18 protein-coding genes are annotated in these 19,595 nt (G+C 64.8%); 10 read left to right on the forward strand and 8 right to left on the reverse strand.

Annotation, left to right across the window (positions count from 1 at the left end; translation table 11 throughout):
• Positions 1-183: 183 nt before the first annotated feature.
• Together ABZV91_RS24740 and ABZV91_RS24745 are read right to left on the reverse strand one after the other, a co-directional pair.
• Positions 184-507 (reverse strand): hypothetical protein, encoded by a 324-nt coding sequence (locus tag ABZV91_RS24740; RefSeq protein ID WP_355246114.1) that lies wholly within the window; start codon positions 505-507, stop codon positions 184-186.
• Positions 508-574: 67 nt separating this feature from the next.
• Entirely contained in the window at positions 575-1,030 is a 456-nt protein-coding gene (locus ABZV91_RS24745) for a hypothetical protein (RefSeq protein WP_355246117.1), read from the reverse strand.
• A gap of 365 nt (positions 1,031-1,395) precedes the next feature.
• Between ABZV91_RS24745 and ABZV91_RS24750 the strand changes: the two genes are divergently transcribed.
• Together ABZV91_RS24750 and ABZV91_RS24755 are read left to right on the forward strand one after the other, a co-directional pair.
• The gene (locus tag ABZV91_RS24750; RefSeq protein ID WP_355246120.1) at positions 1,396-2,631 is read left to right on the forward strand and encodes a helix-turn-helix transcriptional regulator; all 1,236 of its coding nucleotides are present in this window, start codon (positions 1,396-1,398) and stop codon (positions 2,629-2,631) included.
• Positions 2,632-2,669: 38 nt separating this feature from the next.
• On the forward strand, positions 2,670-3,269 hold the full coding sequence (locus ABZV91_RS24755) for an NUDIX hydrolase (protein WP_355246123.1): 600 nt from the start codon (positions 2,670-2,672) through the stop codon (positions 3,267-3,269).
• 458 nt (positions 3,270-3,727) lie between these two features.
• Here ABZV91_RS24755 and ABZV91_RS24760 read toward each other — a convergent pair whose 3' ends face one another.
• From ABZV91_RS24760 to ABZV91_RS24780, 5 genes are all read right to left on the reverse strand, one after another.
• Positions 3,728-4,327: an exonuclease domain-containing protein gene (locus ABZV91_RS24760; protein WP_355246126.1), complete on the reverse strand. Its 600-nt coding sequence runs from the start codon at positions 4,325-4,327 to the stop codon at positions 3,728-3,730.
• Between the two features lie 100 nt (positions 4,328-4,427).
• Positions 4,428-5,018: a DUF4352 domain-containing protein gene (locus tag ABZV91_RS24765; RefSeq protein ID WP_355246129.1), complete on the reverse strand. Its 591-nt coding sequence runs from the start codon at positions 5,016-5,018 to the stop codon at positions 4,428-4,430.
• Between the two features lie 252 nt (positions 5,019-5,270).
• Positions 5,271-5,927 carry a hypothetical protein gene (locus ABZV91_RS24770; protein ID WP_355246132.1) on the reverse strand — a complete coding sequence of 219 codons (657 nt, stop codon included), beginning with the start codon at positions 5,925-5,927 and terminating at the stop codon, positions 5,271-5,273.
• Positions 5,928-5,955: 28 nt separating this feature from the next.
• On the reverse strand, positions 5,956-6,249 hold the full coding sequence (locus ABZV91_RS24775) for a hypothetical protein (RefSeq protein ID WP_355246135.1): 294 nt from the start codon (positions 6,247-6,249) through the stop codon (positions 5,956-5,958).
• Between the two features lie 14 nt (positions 6,250-6,263).
• Positions 6,264-6,602, reverse strand: a complete 339-nt coding sequence (locus ABZV91_RS24780) for a hypothetical protein (protein ID WP_355246138.1) — start codon at positions 6,600-6,602, stop codon at positions 6,264-6,266.
• A 186-nt stretch (positions 6,603-6,788) separates the two neighbouring features.
• Here ABZV91_RS24780 and ABZV91_RS24785 point away from each other — a divergent pair, with 186 nt between their 5' ends.
• Genes ABZV91_RS24785 through ABZV91_RS24805 form a run of 5 tightly spaced genes read left to right on the forward strand, consistent with a single transcriptional unit; the run spans position 6,789 to position 16,872 of the window.
• Complete coding sequence (locus ABZV91_RS24785) at positions 6,789-8,807, forward strand: N-6 DNA methylase (RefSeq protein ID WP_355246141.1); 2,019 nt, start codon at positions 6,789-6,791, stop codon at positions 8,805-8,807.
• Positions 8,804-10,789 (forward strand): class I SAM-dependent DNA methyltransferase, encoded by a 1,986-nt coding sequence (locus ABZV91_RS24790; RefSeq protein ID WP_355246144.1) that lies wholly within the window; start codon positions 8,804-8,806, stop codon positions 10,787-10,789. The genes ABZV91_RS24785 and ABZV91_RS24790 overlap by 4 nt, the downstream gene beginning before the upstream one ends.
• 8 nt (positions 10,790-10,797) lie before the next feature.
• On the forward strand, positions 10,798-12,030 hold the full coding sequence (locus tag ABZV91_RS24795) for a restriction endonuclease subunit S (RefSeq protein ID WP_355246230.1): 1,233 nt from the start codon (positions 10,798-10,800) through the stop codon (positions 12,028-12,030).
• Positions 12,027-15,236 carry a type I restriction endonuclease gene (locus ABZV91_RS24800; protein ID WP_355246147.1) on the forward strand — a complete coding sequence of 1,070 codons (3,210 nt, stop codon included), beginning with the start codon at positions 12,027-12,029 and terminating at the stop codon, positions 15,234-15,236. The genes ABZV91_RS24795 and ABZV91_RS24800 overlap by 4 nt, the downstream gene beginning before the upstream one ends.
• A gap of 52 nt (positions 15,237-15,288) precedes the next feature.
• Positions 15,289-16,872, forward strand: coding sequence for a protein kinase (locus ABZV91_RS24805; RefSeq protein WP_355246149.1), 1,584 nt, complete (start codon positions 15,289-15,291; stop codon positions 16,870-16,872).
• Between the two features lie 463 nt (positions 16,873-17,335).
• On the opposite strand, the gene ABZV91_RS24810 is transcribed toward ABZV91_RS24805, so the two are convergent.
• Positions 17,336-17,839 carry a restriction endonuclease gene (locus tag ABZV91_RS24810; RefSeq protein WP_355246152.1) on the reverse strand — a complete coding sequence of 168 codons (504 nt, stop codon included), beginning with the start codon at positions 17,837-17,839 and terminating at the stop codon, positions 17,336-17,338.
• 674 nt (positions 17,840-18,513) lie between these two features.
• Between ABZV91_RS24810 and ABZV91_RS24815 the strand changes: the two genes are divergently transcribed.
• The 3 genes from ABZV91_RS24815 (at position 18,514) to ABZV91_RS24825 (ending at position 19,591) form a co-directional block, all read left to right on the forward strand.
• Entirely contained in the window at positions 18,514-18,750 is a 237-nt protein-coding gene (locus tag ABZV91_RS24815; protein WP_355246155.1) for a hypothetical protein, read from the forward strand.
• Positions 18,751-18,785: 35 nt separating this feature from the next.
• The gene (locus ABZV91_RS24820; protein WP_355246158.1) at positions 18,786-18,959 is read left to right on the forward strand and encodes a hypothetical protein; all 174 of its coding nucleotides are present in this window, start codon (positions 18,786-18,788) and stop codon (positions 18,957-18,959) included.
• 248 nt (positions 18,960-19,207) lie between these two features.
• Positions 19,208-19,591, forward strand: coding sequence for a VOC family protein (locus tag ABZV91_RS24825; RefSeq protein ID WP_355246160.1), 384 nt, complete (start codon positions 19,208-19,210; stop codon positions 19,589-19,591).
• Positions 19,592-19,595 lie beyond the last annotated feature (4 nt).

Consider the following 19,595-nt stretch of genomic DNA (forward strand, 5'->3'; position numbering starts at 1 on the left):
CGCATCGGTCACTACCTCGTCACCCACGCTGGGATTGTCAAACACGCTGCGGGGCAGCGCAAGCTGTCACCAAAACTCATTCTGAACTGATCTCTTATGGCTTGTCTCGGCGTTCGGGCAGTGTCACCGCCAGGATCAGCACGGCCAGTGGCAGGCCGATCGCGATGGCGAATCCGAGCGTGATCACTGTTCGAGCCTGGTCTGTGTGGTGGGTGCCGACCACAGGGGGTAGTGCTGTGTCGCGGTGATCAGGTCGGTGGCTTGGGTGACCACCCACCACGGGGTGCGGGGTTCGAGGGCGCCGAGGTGGGGGATCACGACCGCGTCCGCGGCGTGTTCCAGGGCGTGCTGGACGGCGATCAGCGCGGACACGACGGCGACGGCGTCGGTGTGGATGGTGTAGACGATGTTCAGGCGGTGTTTGCGCGTCAGTGCTTCGTAGGTGGCCGGGTCGTGGGTGCTGTGCAGCAGGGCTATAGCTCGTGTCGGTGGGTCCGGTTCCGTCACAGTGCCGGCCCTTCCCCGATTCGAGAGGGGTGGACCGCGACCGAGGCGCACGCCCTCGGACCGGCGGTCACTGGTGGGCCTCGATGTACTGTGCTGCGAGCTGGAAGCGGGGGCAGTTGTGTTTGGTGTGGTCGGCCATGAGGTGGATGGCGTGTGCTCGCCCGCGGATGGGGTCGGTGTTGGTGCAGGCTGCTGGGTGGTCGAGGTGGCGGAGGCCGGTGGCGACGCGTTCGAGGAGGTCGAGGTTGCGGGTGTGCCAGAGCCGCAAGGTGGCCGCCATCGACTGGTTGTGTGCGCGTCTGGTGGGGAGCTTTGGTAGTTCCTGACGGGGGTGGTCGTCGACCGGGGTGGTACTGACCGGGGTCGGATCCGCTCCGGTCGGCTCGCTGGCGCTGGATTCGGCCACGGTGTCGGTGTACAAGGTGTGGACGATCTCCCACTGGGGGGCGAGTGATTCGCGCTTCGCTGGGGCATCTTCGCTGTGCAGCAAGGCGACGGCTCGCCACGGACGGTCGAGGTACATTCCTACTCCTTTGCGCTCGAATGGCTCTCACCTTGACCGCGCCGGAGCGGAGGCTGTATGCCCAAATGGTTATGGGGGATACGGCTTGGGTTATATCCCCATCTCAGATCGCATGGTTTGCCTAGGCTCAGCAGACGGGAACGCGTACACCCGATCATCGCGATACAGGGGGAATGTTGGGAACGACCGAGGGCAACCCACGACCGTGCTGCCGCTCGTGCCGTCGGCAGTTGGCTGCCGACAATGCCACCGAATTGTGCGGATCCTGTACAACTGCGTCCCGCGACCGTCTATCCGAACCTCCGACCCTGTCGCCGGAATTCTGGGGCCATCCGCCGCTCAAACAGGCACTGGCGGAGAGGCATATGGGAAGGATCATCGCCGCCTACCGCCGGCACCCCGATCATGGTGCCGTTGTGCGTCAAGCCGACGTTGCACGCTGGGCCGGGATCAGTCAGGTTCGCGTCAGCCGCATCGAAAACGGCCCGCCGATCCGGCAAATAGACAGCCTCGCGTACTGGGCAAAGCTGCTCGGTATTCCATACAACCTGTTGTGGTTCCAGATGCCCGGACACACCTACCTGATGCCTGTGGCACCACACCCGGCGGCAGCATCTTCTCTGAGCACCAGTCCATATCGGCTACTGCGATTGGGTAGGCATCTCACGGCCGACCAACGCGATATAACGGTTGTCGAATCCTTACGGTCAGCAGATCTCACCATGGGCGGCGGCCATCTCTACGGCGAACTGACCCGCTACCTTACGAACGAACTCGGCCCTCGCCTGTTTTTCGGCGATGTCGATCCCGCGTTGTTCGTTGTTGCCGCCGGACTGGTTGAGATGTCCGGGTGGATGGCGCACGACGCAGGCCACGACGAGCGGGCTCACCGCCAATTCGCGCGAGCCCGCGAATTCGCCAAGCTGGGCTCCGACCGGCAGTTACCGGTGCACATCCATACCAGCCTCAGCCATCTCGATTTACACCGCGGTCATCCGAAGCGTGCGCTCCGGCACGCCTACGAAGCGGAATCTGCCCTGTCGAAAGCACCGGCCAGCCCCGAACTCCGGGCACGGTTGCTCGCGATGCAGGCCCGCGGGTTTGCCGCCCTCGGTGAAGCCCGCCAAACACACGCCACGCTCCAACGTGCGGCAGACGCGCTCGATGCTTCCGCGGAATACCCTCTGTCGCCATGGGTCAGTCGATTCGATCGCGGCAGCCTCGCGACGGAAGCCGCGCGATGCGCCAGGCAACTCGGTGAGCGGACCCGTGCCGCCGAGTATGCACAACAAGTGATCGACCTCCGCCCACCCGAGCGAGTTCGGTCGCGTGCTCTCGCTCAACTGATTCTGGCGATGACCCTCGCGGACCAGGGACATCCCGAACAAGCCTGTGCAATCGCATCCGATGTTATCGCCGATACCGCCGACCTGGCCTCTCATGTTGTCGTTCGCCACCTGCATGAGCTACATGAACGTCTGGAACCTTTCCGCGGGAACCGCACGGTCATCGCCTTCTTGGAACACTTGTGGGAAGCCATCCGCGCCCGGACTTGGATCCCCGCCATGGTCGCGAACCAGCCGGACCGCGTGCAGGGATAGGCTGAGGAACTCGGCGACGGCGAGATTCCGATCCCATCATGTGCGAAATCGAGCGGAAGAGTGATGTCATGAGTGGTGTGGAGAAGCCTCTGTACGAACGTGACCCCGATGCCTACGCGGCGCATATCGCCGAAGGCAACGCCACCTTGCCGCGCAAACTGGTCAGTGCCGACGTACTCCTGTTCGACCAGCAGGGGCGAATCCTGCTCGTTGATCCGAGCTACAAGCCCGGATGGGATTTGCCTGGTGGCAATGTGGAGGCGAACGAACCTCCGGACGTCGGAGCGTTACGTGAAGTACGTGAGGAACTTGGGCTCGAACTTCCGACGGATCAGTTGGACATGCTGTGTGTGGACTGGGTCTCGCCTCACAGCAGCTGGGACGACTGGCTTAAATTCATTTTCGGTGGCCCCGAACTGACAGAGCAGCAGATTCTACGGCTGCGGATCGGCAACGGCGAGCTCTCCGATTTCGAATTCTGCTCGCTCGGCCAGGCCCAGCAGAAACTTGGAAAGAAGCTCTGGGCTCGAGTCGACGCAGCTCTCGATGCCCGCCGAACCGGCCGAGCCGCGTATCTACACGACGGCGAGCCCTTGCTGAGTGGGTCCACCGTGAATCCGACACAACGGGCGATATAGCTGCTGGCTCACCGCCGGTTGACACGAATAGGAGCATCAGTTTCGGTCACGCGGCCTGACATCGCGGAACGTCGGCGCTCCGCGGGGCCACCATGGGACGCTCGGATTGCGTGGCCTGGGCGATGGTCGAACTCTCGATCATTGGGGAAGTCCGCCCCGATAGACGTGGACATAATTTGTCGAGAAGGGTGTTTCTGTTGGACGAGGTTTCCTCTTGGGCTTGCCCTTACATCGCTGGCAGACACCTGAACCTCGCCGAGGTAGCACTGAAATGTGGCATTTTACGCAGATTTTTCCAACGCTCAATCCGTGCGCTCCCTCTCGAGAAGTATGGCCGAAGGCAGATCAGCCAGTCCTAAGGGTGTGGGGTAACCCGTGAGTGCGAACTCATGGACATATCGATGATGCCGCCCAACATGTTTCAATGGAAACCACTGAGCGGCACCCTGCTTCGAGAGTCAGCGGCAGCCGGTGTTGCCGTTGGGGCCGAGTGAGCCGAGGCGGGTGCCGGTGGCCTTCGCCAGGGCTGCCAGATCGTGGGCGCCGACCCGGGTGGCGATCGTGAGGGCGATATCCGCGGCCGCGGCCGCGTCGGCGCCGGCCTCGTGGTGCCGGTCGAGGCGGGTACCGAGTGCTGCGGCCACGTCCTTCAACCCGTGCCGGGGCAGGTGCGGCAGGTGCTGCTTCGCCCACCGTCGGGTGCAGCCGTACTGCCAGCTCGGGACCGGTATCCGGCTGTGTCCGCACGCCTGTACCAGGGCTGCCATATCGAAGGCGGCATTGTGCGCGACCACCGGGAGTCCGTCGATCGCCGTCACCGCTTCCTGTAGTTGCTCGGCGAAGGATGGTTGGCCCGCGACCATTGCCGGGGTGATGCCGTGGATTCGGATGTTCACGGGACTGAAGTTGTGGACCGGTGCGGGCGGTCGGCAGAGCCATGTACGGGTATCCACGCGGATTCCGTTGCGGACGATCGCGATGCCGATCGCGCAGATGCTGCCGTATTTCGGGTTCGCCGTCTCGACGTCGAAGGCGGCGAAGTTCAGGGTGGTGGTCATCGACCTGCTTTCGGAGGTGATGGGCGTGGCCGTGCCGCGCCCAGCGGGATGGGTGTGGTGAGCGATTCGGTTGGTGTGTGAAGTCGGCCGGATCAGCAGGTCATCGCACCGCGACCTGGACGCCGCCGGAGAATGCCGAGTCGTGGAATTCCAGGGCTGCTGGTTGGGCGCTGGCGGGGACGTCGAAGGCGAGGATCACCGAGAACTTGTTGCCGGGGTTGATATCGGTGAAGACGTCGTCGTTCAGGTAGATCTCGGCCTCGGTGTCGTTGGTGAATTCGCGGCCCTGGGCGTCGATGAGTTTCTGGTTGCTGCCGAAGTAGGACTGCGGCTGGTCGCTGGTGTTGGTGACGTCGATGTGGACGAGGACGAATTCGCCCTGGGCGGCTTTGCCCAGGTAGTCGCCGCCGACAGACTTGACCGGCGGGTCCACCTGGGTGACGACGAACCCGAATTTGCCGTCGCGCACTTCCGATCCGGCGGGGGCGAGGCGGTCGCCGTCGTCCTGGGCGGGGCCGGCGGCGATGCTGGTGCCGGGGGAGTCCGCGTCGTCGGCGCTGGTGGCGACGAGCCCGGCACAGCCGCCGCAGAGCAGGATGAAGAAGCCGAGAATACCGAGGACGATCCAGAAGCCGGTGCGGCTCTTGCGCGGGGGCTGCGGGTGGGGGAGGGGATAGTGGGGGTTGGTCATCGGACCGGGCTCCTTGGTTCGAAGTGATTCGGGCATGCGGGATCTACGCCCCGGCGTGGACCGGCGGGCTTGTGTCTGTGATGTGGGATCGGGCCTGCCGGTGCCCGTGGTATGGGTGGCGCGCCGGTGCTCGGCGGCGGTAGGTACGGGAATCGACCCTGGGGCGGCACCCGCACGGGTCGGTGGCGGCGATACGTGCCGACCCGTGCGGAATCGCTGCTTGCTGCGGACTGATCCGGCATCGGCCGTGGCCTACCAGCAGTAGCGGTGGTCGCCGATGTACTCGCATTCCTCCTGGTAGTCCCACTGGTCCGGGATATCGGAGTTGGGGGTGGCGGCACCGGCAGCGCCGCCGAGCGCCATCCCGCCGAACAGGCCGGCGAGCAACCCGATCGGCAGGCTGATCGGGAGCAGCAGACCCCCAGCGGCGATTCCGACGACCATGCCGACGAACAGACCGGCGAGAGCGCCCGCCCCACCGCCGATCCCGACACCGGCTTCGATACTGCGCTGGCGCGGCGAGGTCTTGCGCCAGTAGCCGATGTCCTGCGTGGCGACATCGGCGATCAGTTTCGTACCGTTCGCTTCGACGCGCGGCGCCAGCGTGAGAACCTGCTCGCCGACCCGCACCGCCCGCGGGACGCTCGCGATGCGGTTGCCGTTCCCGGTGACGATGTCGATCGAATCCGCGGTGATCTCGAAAGATCCTCCGCTGAGTTCGGCGGCGAGAGTCCGCCCGTCGCGGCCCACGAGATACCCGACGCCCTGTTCGGTGTGCTGGGCGCTGCGCGGGACCGCGTGGGAGATTTCCGCGGTGGTGGGCTGCGGGGCGGCGACGGCAGTGTTCTCGACAACGCCCAGCGCGGCGACGGCGAGCGCGGCCGCGACGGTGAATTTCTTGATTATCATGGTGCTCGTTTCTCCGTGATCAGAGTGGCTACGAGAGCCCGTCGAAACTGCCCGTGGCCATCAGGGCCAGCAGGTGCAGCGGGATCTCGCCGTGGGGCACCACCGAGAGGCGGTAGCGGCCGTTGTTCAACCGGTCGCACAGCACGACCGCGCCGGGGACAGAGCCGTAGGCGGTTTTGTCGGCGTTGCAGGCCCATTCGGCGTCGTAGCCGGAGTAGTGCCGGACGTGGGTTTCGGCGTTGGCGGTGCCCGCGCCCAGGCCGGCGGTGAGCGCGGTGGCGGCGGCGAGGACGGAAGCGGTGATTCGAGTGCGTAGCGACACGCGGACTCCTGGGGTCAGGCCAGCGGCTCGGGGCCGGTGGCGGGGTCGTTTCCGCTGTTGCGGGGCTGGCTGGTGAGGTGCCAGCCGGCACATTTCGGGCATCGGTAGGCCCGCTGCTCCCGTCTTCTGGGGTTGTCGGGGTTGAGGCCGGCCAGGATCAGCTCGGCGGTTTCGGGGTCGAAGTAGCGGATCTTCCCGGTTTCCACGCAGCGGCTGCGCCGGGGGAGCGGCGGCAGGCCGCGGAGGTCGTCGCCGTGCCGGATGCGCAGCGGCCGGTGTCCGCGGGCCGCGAGGCGGCGCCGGTAGCCCTTGTCGCGGCGGTAGTCGATGAGCTGGTCGCGGTGATCGGACATAGCGGGACTCCTTGCAGCGCAGAGGGGTTGGGGTTGAGGGCCGGCGCTCCGGGATGTGGTCGCCGTGTGCCGAGAACGCTAGACGACATTCCGCGGCTGCGCAAGTGAAAACATTGTCAAACAACAAACTGACGGTTGACGAGTGTGCCCCAATGCCCTAGGTTGTTGTTTGTCGAAAGGAGGCGTATGCCCGAGACCGCCTCACTGGTTACCGCCGCGGAGATATCCCGGCTGGCCGGTGTTACCCGAGCGACCGTCAGCAACTGGCGTCGGCGGCATCCCGGCTTCCCGTCTCCGGCGGGCGGCAGTGAAGCACGACCGGTATTCGACCTGGCCGAGGTCCGGCAGTGGCTCGGTGAACACGGGAAAGAATCCACCGAATCCCCATTGCAGGAACTGCGCACAGTGCTGCGCGCCGAGGTGGCACCACAGGAGATTCCGCGGCTCCTGGAGGCGCTCGACCCCCACACAGGCGTGGTCGGCGCTCCCGGGGATGCCGATGAGAACGCCGAGGTGTGGCGCCTCGTACGAGCAGCTGTCGCCGAAGCCGGACTGGGCGCGACCGTCGATGCGCTGGCCGAGCGCGGTTTGGAAGAAGGTCCCACCACCGGCGTTTACAACACCCCGGACGAGGTCGCGGAACTGATGGCCGACCTTGCCCGCGCTACCGGACCGATCGAAGCGGTTCTGGATCCGGCGTGCGGTCGCGGTGGACTGCTCGCCGCGGCCGTCCATGAGGCGACCAAGGAGTTCTATGGTCAGGACGTTCTCCCCGTGCAGGCGCGACGGGCCGCCTTGACCGTCGCAGCGGCGGGCTCACCCGATATCGAGGTGGATACCCGGGTGGGGGACAGTCTCCTCGCCGACGCCTTCGCCGACCTGACGGTCCACGCGGTGCTGTGCAATCCCCCATCTGCACAACGTGATTGGGGTGCCGACGAGCTTGCCCTGGACCGCCGCTGGACCTACGGCGTGCCGCCGCGCGGTGAATCGGAACTGGCGTGGGTGCAGCACGCGTTGGCGCATCTGGAGCACGGCGGTACCGCCGTATTACTTCTTCCGCCTGCGGTGGCGTCCCGCGGTTCCGGCCGGCGGATCCGGGGCGAGCTGCTGCGGCGGGGGGTGTTGCGCGCGGTGATCGGGCTCCCGGCCGGTGCCGCGCCGCCCCGCCACCTGGGATTGCAGGTGTGGGTGCTCGTCGTTCCCGACCCGGGAGAAACACCGGACGAGGTGCTTTTCGTCGACACGGCCGCGCTCGCACAACCAGTGGACACGGGCGATCAGATCGACTTCGCGGCCGTGCGCGAGACGGTGCTCCGCGCCTGGCTCGTTTTCACAGGTAGCGAATCGGGCCCGCTGCCCGATGTAGCCGCTGCGGTTCGCGTGATGGACGTTCTGGACGAGGATGTCGACCTGACTCCGGGTCGGCATGTCCGGGCCGTCGTCGATGCCGACCGCACCGCCGATGCCGTCACCGCCGGGGTGCTCGAGCTGGCGGGTGAGATCGGCGAACTCGGTGTCGCCTACCAGAACCTGCCCGGGTTCCGCGGCGTCGAGGCACGCACCTGGCGCACCGCGACGGTCGCCGACCTCGCCAAGGGCGGTGCCCTGGAGATACTGATGCCGCGCCCGCGCCGCGACGAAGACCTGACCTCGGACGATCCGGATCGCGGCAGGGCCGTACTCACCACCCGTGACCTGCTCGCCGGCACCGCGCCCTCCGGAACCGCGGAAGCCGACAGGGCCATAACTTCTGTCGTCATCAAATCCGGCGATGTGGTGATGCCGACCCTGCGCGGTCTCCGCGACGAGCATCCTGGCGCCCGGGTGGCGGGCGCCGACGAGGCGGGTGCCCTGCTCGGGCCGAATATGTTCCTCCTGCGCCCGGCCCCCGGCCGACTCGACGCCTGGTTCCTCGCCGGTTTCCTCACCAGCCCGGACAACGCGGCCGCCGCGATGGGCGCGACGACGATCCGGGTCGTCCCCAGCCGCCTCCGCGTCCCCCTGCTGCCACTGGAACAGCAAGAGCACTACGGTGCAATGTTCCAGCGGCTGCACCGATTACGCACCGCCGCCCGCCGCGCCGAACGCGCCGCAGCGCAACTGACCGGCCTGATCCACACCGGCCTCACCGCCGGCGCCCTCGAACCACACGACCCACCCGCCGACGACACGCGAACCACCTCCCCGAAAGGCAGGAAGTGAACACCGATAAGCACACCGAACTGGCCAACCACGCATGGTCGGTCGCCGACCTACTGCGTGGCGATTACAAACAGTCCGACTACGGCAAGGTGATCCTGCCGTTCACGGTGCTGCGCCGGTTGGAGTGCGTCCTGGAACCGACCCGGGATCGGGTGGCCGAACAGGCGGCGCAACTGGCCGATACCGATATCGACCCCGACCCGTTCCTGCGCGCCGCCGCCGGAACCGAGTTCTACAACGCCACCGATATCACCTTGAAAAAGGTGCTCGCGGACGCCTCCCACGCCAGGAAGAACCTGCTCACCTATATCGGGGGGTTCTCGCCCAACGCCGCCGAGGTGCTGGAGAAGTACGAGTTCGCCCAACAGGTACGCAAACTCGACAGCGCGGGCCTGCTATACCAGGTGGTGGGAAAGTTCGCCGATCTGGATCTGCACCCGGACCAGGTGTCGAACCACAATATGGGTTACGTCTTCGAGGAACTGATCCGGCGCTTCGCCGAACAGTCCAACGAGACCGCCGGTGAACATTTCACCCCGCGCGAGGTGATCGAGCTGATGGTGAACCTGCTGCTCGCCCCCGACGAGAACAAGATCTACCGCCCCGGCGTCACCCTCCGCGTCCTCGACCCCGCCTGCGGCACCGGCGGCATGCTCAGCGCCGCCGAGGAACACATCACCAAGCTGAACGCGCAGGCGCGGGTAGAGGTATACGGCCAGGAACTGAACCCGGAATCCTGGGCGATCTGCCGCTCCGACCTGATGATCAAGGGCCAGAACCCGGACAACATCGTCTTCGGCAACACCTTCAGCAACCCCGGCCACGACGAGATCCGCGCCGACTACCTTCTCGCCAACCCGCCGTTCGGGGTGGAGTGGAAGAAGGTGAAGGACGAGGTCGAATGGGAGCACAAGAACCTCGGTGACGCCGGGCGCTTCGGTGCCGGCCTGCCTCGCGTCAACGACGGGTCGCTGCTGTTCCTGCAGCATATGATCGCCAAGATGAAACCGGCGTCGTCCGGCGGTAGCCGGGTAGCGATCGTCTTCAACGGGTCACCGCTGTTCACCGGTGCGGCGGAATCCGGTGAATCGAATATCCGCAAATGGATCATCGAAAACGACCTCCTCGAGGCCGTGGTCGCCCTGCCGGACCAGCTGTTCTACAACACCGGTATCTCCACCTACTTCTGGATCCTCACCAACCGGAAATCCCCCGAGCAACAGGGCAAGGTGATCCTGCTCGACGCCCGCGACTACTGGCAGAAGATGCGGAAATCCCTGGGCGACAAGCGCAAGATGGTGTCGCCGGAGCAGATCAAGGACATCACCCGTATCTACGGCAACGCGCTCTCCATCGCCGCCGACCCGGAGGATACCGACCACAGCAAGGTGAAGGTATTCGCCAACAGCGGTTTCGGATACCGCCGGATCACGGTCGAACGCCCTCTGCGCCTGCGCTTTGAACTCACCGAGGAAGCGTTGGACAAGCTCGCCGCGGCAGCACCGATCAAGAAGACGTACTTGGATCCTGGGATCTTCCGGAAACTGCTGCAACCTCTCGTCGGGTCGAAGTGGTCGGCCAAGACCGACGCGATCGCGGCACTGAAGGACGCTGTGGTAGGCGCCGGTGAACCGTGGCCTACGGGGGCACCGTTCGCGAAACTCCTTCGTGACGCACTCGGGATGCGTGATCCCGAGGGAGAACTGCAGTTGGTTAAAGGCCAACCGGAACCGGACCCCGAACTCCGCGACTACGAAAACGTTCCGTTGGACCAGGATGTGGACGAATATCTGGCGCGCGAGGTGCTGCCCCATGTGTCGGATGTGTGGATCGACTACTCGAAAACGAAGATGGGATACGAGATCCCGTTCACCCGGCAGTTCTATGTCTACACACCTCCGCGACCGTTGTCGGAAATCGACGCCGAGCTTAAGGCGCTGGAGTCGGAGATTCAGGAGCTCCTGGGTGAGGTGACAGGGTGACGAACACCATGGCGATCCGCCGGGTATTTAGAGTTGTCAATGGTGGAACCCCGACGGCTGACGCAGAAAACTGGGGAGGGGCAATCCCCTGGGCAACTCCGGTAGATTTCGGCGAAACTCTAACTGAACTCACCGCGACTAGACGAACTTTGACAGCCCGTGGAGTCAAATCGGGGTCTGTCAGTGTTCCTGCTGGATCCATCTTGGTATCCACTAGAGCGCCAATCGGTTATGTAGCCTTGGCGGGTCGTGAAATCGCATTCAATCAGGGCTGCAAAGCCCTCGTGCCTACCAGGGCGATAGTCTCAAGATTCTTCGCCTACCAGATCGAATCTTTGAGAACGGAACTGCGGTCTCGGGGATTCGGTGCAACATTCACAGAACTATCTTCAGAGAACCTGGCCTCCGTATCGATCACGGTGCCGGACGTGGAGGAGCAGCGCCGAATCGCCGATTTTCTCGACGCTGAAACCGCCCAAATAGATATGCAGGCGGCGAAGCTGAACCAGTTCGACAGTCAACTTGTTGAACGTGAAGGTGCAGTACTTCAAGATCTCTTAGGCTGCGATGCGGTTGCTCCAGGGAATGCCCTTCCTGATGGCTGGCGTTGGACACCGCTACAGCATCTGACTGACCCTGTCCGGCCAATAATGTACGGGATCGTGCTGCCGGGTCCGAACGTCGATGACGGGGTGCCAATTGTAAAAGGCGGCGATGTAGCAGGACGTCGGCTGTCCGTGGAAAAACTGAACAAGACAACGCGCGAGATCGAATCCCGCTACACGCGCTCTCGCCTGAAGGGTGGTGATCTGGTTATCGCAATCCGAGGCAGCGTCGGCGAAGTCGAGTTTGTTCCGAATGAGCTTAGCGGAGCTAATCTCACCCAAGACGCCGCTCGAATTTCCGTTGGTAGCCGCACGCATCCGAGCTGGCTTCGTCTGGCCTTAGAGATACCGGTTGTCGTGCACCAGATTCAGGCACGCGTTACCGGTGCGACCATCAAGGGAATCAACATATGGGATCTCAAGCGGATTTATATTCCAACGCCCACCCGTGCGCAGCAGCAACGTCTAGCGGAAACTGCGCAACGGTCTGTCGATAGGCATGAGGCGATTAGGTCGCGGGTTGCGCAACATCGCATCCTACTGGCCGAACGCCGCCAGGCCCTCATCGCCGCCGCCGTGACCGGCCAGTTCGACGTCTTCACAGCTTCAGGCAGAAACACCACTCAGGGGGTATGACAACGATGAGCCCGGTCCACCACGAGATCGTCTTCGGCGATGCCATTGTCGCCTCCATGCTGGAATCCGGCTGGCGGCAGGGCAACCCGCACGAGTACCGCCCCGAACTCGGTGTGGACGCGGGCGAATTGTTCGCCTTCATCGGCGCGACCCAGCAGCCGGAGTGGACCGATCTGTGCACCTACTACGGCGAAGACCCCAGCGACGAATACGACGACGCCAACCCGAGCGACGCCCAGCGAGGTTTCCTGAAAGTCCTCGACCAGCAGCTCAGCAGTAAGGGGCTCATCGAGGTGCTGCGGTCGGGCGTGAAGGATCACGGCGTCCGCATTCACCTCGCCTATTTCAAACCGAACCTGGTCACCTCCGAGGCCGCCCTCGCCGATTACCGCGCCAACCGGCTCACCGTGGTTCGCGAACTTCCGTACGCCACCAAGTACACCGATCAGCGCCACCGTCTCGATCTCGCGCTGCTGCTCAACGGCATCCCCGTCGCCACTGCCGAACTGAAGAACCCCCTCACCGGCCAGACCGTCGAACACGCCAAGAAGCAGTACCGCGAAGAACGCGACCCCACCGAACCCATCTTCCGCAACCGGGTGGTCGCCAATTTCGCCGTCGACCCGAACCTCGTCTTCGTCACCACCCAGCTGCGCGGCAAGAACACCCGGTTCCTCCCGCTCAACACCGGGTCGGAAGGTCCGGGGCAGCCCGGCGGCGCCGGCAACCCGCCACCCACCGGCGGCCACACCTATGCCACGTCCTATCTGTGGGAGCAGATCTGGCACCCGGACAACTGGCTGGACATGCTGGAACGGTTCGTCCACACCAGCACCACCAAGGGTCCGTCGGGCAAATCCACCCGCACCACGATCTTCCCCCGCTACCACCAGTGGGATGTGGTCAAGAAACTCACCGCGCACGCCGCGACACACGGCGCGGGCCACAACTATCTCGTGATGGCGTCCGCCGGTTCGGGTAAGTCGAACACCATCGGCTGGCTTGCCCACCGTCTCACCGATCTGCACACCCCCACCGATCCGGACGAACTCGACCCCGCAGCCCGAGCGGCCGGCCTCCAGCCGGGCACGCCCGTGTTCGACAAGGTCATCATCATCACCGACCGCCGCAACCTGAATTCTCAGCTCCGCGATACCGTCGGTGGCTTCGAGCGGGTGCAGGGCCTGGTGGTGGAGATCGACGAGAAGCGTGGCGCCAAATCCGCGCAACTGGCCGATGCCCTATCGAAACAGCAGGGCAAGATCATCCCGATCACCCTACAGACCTTCCCCGCGCTGATCGATTTCCTGAAGAAGAACCCCGCCGAACTGCTGGGCGGCCGGTTCGCAATCATTGTGGACGAGGCGCATTCCTCGCAGTCCGGTGACGCCGCGACCGCGGTCCGGGCGGTCCTGCGCGATTTCGGCCTGGACTCCGACGACGAGGAGGGCGGCGCGGTCGAACTCACTGTCGACCAGCGGCTCGAGCGCAAAGCCGAAGCGCGGGGGCAGGCGAAGAACCTCTCCTATTTCGCATTCACCGCCACCCCGAAGGCGAAGACCCTGGAGGCGTTCGGTACCCGCGACGGCGACCGCTACGTCCCGTTCCACACCTACTCCATGCGCCAGGCCATCGAGGAAGGTTTCATCCTCGACCCGCTGCGCAACTACGTCACCTACAACACCTACTACCGGCTCGTGAACGAGAACCCCGACGACCGGGAGGTCCCGGAGTCGAAGGCGAAGGTGCTGCTGGCACGGTTCGCGATGACCCACGACGCGACCGTCACACAGCAGGCCGAGGTGATCGCCGAACACTTCGTGAGCCACACCCGCCCGCTGCTGGGCGGGCGCGCGAAAGCGATGGTGGTCACCGATTCCCGGCGCAGCGCGGTCGCCATGGCGCGAGCCATCCGGGAACACCTCGATATCAGCGGGCACGCTGCCGCGTATCCGGATGTCGGTGTGCTGGTGGCGTTCTCCGGCACCCTCGACTACAAGGGCGAGGAGACCAGCGAGGAGAAAGAGAACGGGCTCGCCGAAAGCGAACTGCCCGCCGCCTTCGCCTACACCCGCGCCGACGATATCGCCACCCGCTCCGGCGGTAAGGGGCAGCGGGAGTACCGGATCCTGGTGGTCGCGGAGAAATACCAGACCGGCTTCGATCAGCCGCTGCTCACCACCATGTATGTGAACAAGAAGCTGAAAGGGATCGCCGCCGTCCAGACCCTGTCGCGGCTCAATCGCACCCATGAGCGCAAGGGCCAAGACGATCTGGTGGTGCTGGATTTCGTCAATGACGGCGAAGACATCCAGAATTCGTTCCGGCCGTACTACGAACTGGCCGAAGCGATGCCGACCGACCCCAACCTGCTCTACCTCGCCCAGGACCGGGTGCTGGCCGCGCCGATCCTGCTCTCCCACGAGATGCGGTCCTTCGCCGACGCCTACACCCGCGCCGAAGAGAAGGCCGCCGGCTCCGCCACCGCCTGGCAGAAACTGCACGCCGACCTCTACCAGCACCTCGAGCCCGCCAAGATCCGGTTCGCCGCCCTGCTGCACAGCGACAACACCGACGACTACGACACCGCCGAGGAGTTCCGCTCCGGTCTGCGCGACTACGTGCGCAAATACGGGTTTCTCGCGCAGATCGTGCCGTATCGGGACGCCGAACTCGAAATGCTGCACCTGTTCGGCAAGCATCTGCTGAACGTCCTGCCGCGGCTGGCGGACGGCGGAGTCGATATCGGTGAAGTCGACCTCAGCTATCTGCGGGTGCAAAAAATGGGAGAGCAGGACCTCAGCCTGGTGCCCGAGGGCGCTCAGACCCTGCCCGGTTTCGGTGACGGTTCCGGCGGGCCGCAGGAGCCGGAGAAATCGCTACTGTCGGAACTGATCTCGGCGTTCAACGACCGGTTCGGCACCGAATTCACCGAAGCCGATGTGGCCAAACAGTTCCAGGAAACCGTCGAGGACGAGGGCGTGCAGCTGGCCGCGGCCGGCAACGAGAACCAAGAGGATTTCCAAGGGAAGTTCGCCGAAGTTTTCCAAAAGAAGATGATCGAGAACTACGCCACCCAGCAGGACCTCGGCCGTCGCTACTTCAGCAAATCCGATCCCGAGTTCAAGGAAACCCTGAACAAACAGCTCGGTCGCGCTGCGTGGCGACTGCTCAGAAAGCAACACGGCATCGGCGGGGCAGCCTGAACGACGAACGGACCGCGCTCGCACAGTGCGGTGAACGACAGCAGGGGACGATATGGGGAAACTGATCGCCGGACGCTATGAGCTGACCCAGCCGATCAGCTCCGGCGGCATGGGTTCGGTATGGCGCGGCTACGACAGCGTGCTGGACCGCCCGGTCGCCATCAAACGGATCCGGGTCGACCAGGTGGACACCGGGGAAGAGGCCGAGGAATTCGCCGACCGCTTCCGGCGCGAAGCCCGGGTGACGGCCCGCATCCGCCACCACGGCGTACCGCAGGTCTTCGACGCCGGGCTCGACGTCTCCTACGAACACGTCTTCCTCGTGATGGAACTGATAGACGGCGTCCCGCTGCTCGACTACCTCGACCCCGGCTCCGGCCTGCCGCTGTCGTGGGTGGCCTCGGTCGCCGCCCAGATCGCCACCGTCCTCTCCCACGCCCACGCGCTGCCGGTGGTGCACCGCGACCTCAAACCCGCGAACGTGCTCATCACCCGCGACGGCTCGGTGAAAGTGATCGACTTCGGTATCGCCGCCATCCTCGACCCCAACGCCCGCAAACTCACCAAAACCGGCGCGGCGATCGGCACCCTGCGCTATATGGCCCCGGAAGCGATGCACGGCCACGTGGTGACCCCGCGCGCCGACCTCTATGCCCTCGGCTGCCTGATTCACGAAATGGTCAGCGGTACACCGGTCTTCGACAACGACTCGCCCTACTTCGTCCAGCAGGCACATATGGATGAGCCGCCGGTGCCCCTGCGTGAACTCCGCCCCGAGGTGCCGCCCGAATTCGAGCGCCTGGTCCTGGACCTGCTGGAGAAGGAACCCCAGCGGCGACCGGCCGACGCCTACACCGTGTACGAACGCCTGCTGCCGTTCCTGCCGGTTCCGGGCGCCGAAATCGAACCCGCCGCGGTGTACCTGCCGGGGCTGCCTGATCCCACGCGCATTTTCCGCCGCCCCAACGCCCCCTTGGAAACAGCGCAGGTCGAACCGACCCGGACCCACGCACTCGACGTTCCGCCCACCGCCCCGCTCACGGCCACCCACCTGGACACCGCTGTAGCCAAGGCCCGCGGCCGGTATTCGGAGCTTTTCGAACTCCAGCGTTTCGCCCAGGCCGCCGACGCACTCGCCGCGGTCCTCGAACAGGCCGCCGAAGCCCGCGGCGTGGACAACGCCGACGTCCTGGAACTGCGGCGCGAAATGGCAGCCGCCTGGGCACTCGGCGGCGAATACCGCCGCGCACGCAACGAGCTGGAGGCGCTCGCGGAGGCATACCGCCGGGTCGAGGGCAGGTTCAGCGAGTCGGCATGGGCAACCCGGGCCGCCGCGGTGCAATGTCAAATGCAGCTCGGTGATATCGACGGCGGGCTCACCGCCATGCGCACGCTCATCGCCGAAGTCGCCGCAGCCGACAGCGACAGCAGCGACCTCGCCCTCGAACTCCGCCTCGACCTCGCCGAGCTCCTCGCCGCCACCGGCGATACCACCGGCGCGCTCGAGCTACTCGAACCGCTCCATACCGACCTCTGTATTCTCCGCGGGCCAGACGACGACATGACCATTGCTGTTGCCGAGCGGGTCGGCGAGTTACGCGGCGATCCCGAAGGGGATGGCGAGAAGGTGAGGTAGAAGCCGCCGGTACCGGCTGTGCCAGGAGGTGCCGGGCAATGGGGAGGACTCGGCCCATTTCTAAGTGCGGATGTTCGCAGTCGAGAATTCACTACCCGTCTCAGAGGCCATGACGGGCCTTGAACCATAGAACCTAAGCGCGACTGTACCTCTGTACCATCCGAGCACCGACCCGAGTAAGCCAGAGAAAGAAGACCACGCAGGCAAGCGCAAAACCCACCGCCACGGGCCTCCCGGGGATATCCGGACTGAAGCTGTAAACGAGAAGGCCGATCGTCCAGAACAGTGTGGCGATACCAGACAGGCACGCCAGCGTCACCCCGAAAACGACCCGCACGCCCTTACCCCAATCCATGTGCGGAGCATTTCGCTGCGCCAGAGGGCTCGATGCCGAAGCAGGTGAAAGCAGCGACCGCCCCGCCGCCCGGGCAGCCACAGGCTTCGAGGAGGAGTGTCGCAAGGCTTACCAGGATGCCCGTTCAGCAGCGTTCCGCCGTTCGTACTCTGCCTTCGCCGCCGGCGTTTGGGCGGCTATCCTGCGGGCGGCCTCTTGTCTGGCCGATGTCATGCTGTCGCTCGCATTCTGTGCTGCCGCGGTGCTCGCCGCGAGTTTGACAAGCTTGCGTGCGTTTTCGTTCTCCGGGGTCGCGCTGCCATCCAGTTCCAGCCTGAACAACATGATCTCCGCGGTCTGCGCGTATGCGACAGCTTTCGGGCTGTACCCGGACAGGGAGTAGAACAGCATCTTCCGGTGGTGATGCACCCCCCGCGCACCATACAGGCGTTGAAGGTCCGGCGCCCCGACGGTTTTCACATGCGTTTTCACCTGAGCGACAGCTCCATTGGCGACGACATCGAGCCCGCCGTCGGAACCGCGTTTGGTTGCCCGAGCATCCCGGTAGCCGAGGGCGCGCATGTGCGCGGCGGCGTGGTGTTCAGCCGCCTCGTGATACGGCATTGCGTTCATCGAACCTCCTGGCATGGACTCGATTTCATGTATCGATGCCGGCGTCAAACCTGTTTCGAGCACAGCGACGGCCAATTCAACTTCGGATGGGGCGGTGAGTCGTCGGGTGTGGTTATTGCCCTCGCGTTCCGGGACCATTGGCCGAGAAATTGCAGGTATGTAGGCGAATCCTGGAACGTGATCTTCCGCAGATTCGAGCCGAAGTCGTGTCCTCGCTGCCACACCGATCGGAGCGGGAGAGCGCCGACACCCAGCGCCTCCAATCCGAGGTTTGCCGCTTCCTTCACCTCGCTGGCGTGATGGAGCAATGTAGCAGTAGCTACGTTGAGCGGTTATCGGTGGCCGGCACCCGGAAGGCTCTGATTGTTTAGGACCGCGCCCTGGTCCTGCCGGGCTCTTTGAACGTGGTTCTGTGGTGGCCGCCGTGCGACGCTCGATCGAGCGGCACCAACAAGTATGGGGACTATGGAAGAGCGGGGGTGTCCGAGGACGGCCTTCGCCGAGAACCTTCGATCCGGCGCAGTGATACATCACCATCGAGGAGAGCAGTGGCACGCGCCGACCGTTCGTAGCCCCCCATCACGCTGTACGCCTTCACGTCCGACGCGGAGGGCTATAACCGCGGTCTCGGGAAGACGTGCCCCTCGTCTACGCGGAGTCGGAGGAGGAAGCGCGTGAGACTCGCCGAGGTGAACTCGCTAGTCGAGCGAGGGGCTCACGAGAACGAAGCGGGCGAGGACATCATCCTGACCCCCAGAGCGGTCATCGATGTCACTGCGGCACCGACCGACGACCTGTCCGAGGGCGGGGACCTCTATTCTCGTCACTTCCGTGTTTTCGACGCCTATTCGAAGTGGGACACGCTGCTCGGCCCCCGAGCCACAGACAGGCACTCGACTCCGGCGATGTAACGGCAAGGCTCTGGACTCCGCAAGTACGGTGGGCTGTGTCGACCTACGACACAGTGAAAGGGTCAGTTGATATGAATTCGGGTTCCGCAGCAGCAATGGAAAATATTCGTCAGGGTTACCTCAACGGCGACCCTGTCGCCACCGCCCTCTTCATCCCCTTGTTCTTCATCGCGGGCGCGTTCGCGCTCTTGCAGGGGCAGCCGTTCTGAGCCTTCCGCCGCAGAGGTAGCCGACTACCCCAGGATGGGCGTGTCTCGCGTGGTAACGCGCGGGGCACGCTCCACCCTCGGCCGTGGGCCCTGCCTCCCGGACGCTCGTTGTTCTCGGAGGTACCGCACCTGTGCGATGAGCCGTGACCAGGTTGTTCACCGTGCGAACACCTGTCGTCCGCCACCGTCCGCGCCTCAGGAGACAAATCTCCAAGTCGGTGCGTGGCGGCTCCGCACATACTCCACTCATGAGCATCGAGCAGATCACCCCGAAACTGATCATCGAGGGCGCCGACGCGGCGATCCGCTACTACACCGACGTATTCGGTGCCACTCTGCAACAGCGGCACGAGGCAGAGGGCAGGGTGGTTTTCGCCGCGCTCGGACTTCCGTGCGGAGCCGTATTCGAGGTGAAGGACGCCGACGATTTCGATACCGACCCGCTACGGCTCGGCGGTCGCGGACTACTTCTCACTGTGGTGTCGGCCGATCCGGACCGCCTCGCCGAGCGGATGGCGGAGGCCGGCGGCGAAATCGTGTTCGAGGTGGCGGATCAGCCGTATGGCGCGCGTCAAGGGCGGGTTCGGGATCCGTTCGGTCACGAGTGGATCGTCGGGAGGCCGCTCCCGTAGGGGG

Source organism: Nocardia sp. NPDC004568, from assembly GCF_040609955.1.
Classification (GTDB): Bacteria; Actinomycetota; Actinomycetes; order Mycobacteriales; family Mycobacteriaceae; genus Nocardia.

Bases quoted from the DNA above. Each gene is read 5' to 3' on its own strand.
- ABZV91_RS24745 (WP_355246117.1), bottom strand. From the start codon at position 1,030: ATGTACCTCGACCGTCCGTGGCGAGCCGTCGCCTTGCTGCACAGCGAA.
- ABZV91_RS24750 (WP_355246120.1), top strand. From the start codon at position 1,396: ATGGGAAGGATCATCGCCGCCTACCGCCGGCACCCCGATCATGGTGCC.
- ABZV91_RS24755 (WP_355246123.1), top strand. From the start codon at position 2,670: ATGTGCGAAATCGAGCGGAAGAGTGATGTCATGAGTGGTGTGGAGAAG.
- ABZV91_RS24760 (WP_355246126.1), bottom strand. From the start codon at position 4,327: ATGACCACCACCCTGAACTTCGCCGCCTTCGACGTCGAGACGGCGAAC.
- ABZV91_RS24765 (WP_355246129.1), bottom strand. From the start codon at position 5,018: ATGACCAACCCCCACTATCCCCTCCCCCACCCGCAGCCCCCGCGCAAG.
- ABZV91_RS24770 (WP_355246132.1), bottom strand. From the start codon at position 5,927: ATGATAATCAAGAAATTCACCGTCGCGGCCGCGCTCGCCGTCGCCGCG.
- ABZV91_RS24780 (WP_355246138.1), bottom strand. From the start codon at position 6,602: ATGTCCGATCACCGCGACCAGCTCATCGACTACCGCCGCGACAAGGGC.
- ABZV91_RS24785 (WP_355246141.1), top strand. From the start codon at position 6,789: ATGCCCGAGACCGCCTCACTGGTTACCGCCGCGGAGATATCCCGGCTG.
- ABZV91_RS24795 (WP_355246230.1), top strand. From the start codon at position 10,798: ATGGCGATCCGCCGGGTATTTAGAGTTGTCAATGGTGGAACCCCGACG.
- ABZV91_RS24800 (WP_355246147.1), top strand. From the start codon at position 12,027: ATGACAACGATGAGCCCGGTCCACCACGAGATCGTCTTCGGCGATGCC.
- ABZV91_RS24805 (WP_355246149.1), top strand. From the start codon at position 15,289: ATGGGGAAACTGATCGCCGGACGCTATGAGCTGACCCAGCCGATCAGC.
- ABZV91_RS24810 (WP_355246152.1), bottom strand. From the start codon at position 17,839: ATGAACGCAATGCCGTATCACGAGGCGGCTGAACACCACGCCGCCGCG.
- ABZV91_RS24825 (WP_355246160.1), top strand. From the start codon at position 19,208: ATGAGCATCGAGCAGATCACCCCGAAACTGATCATCGAGGGCGCCGAC.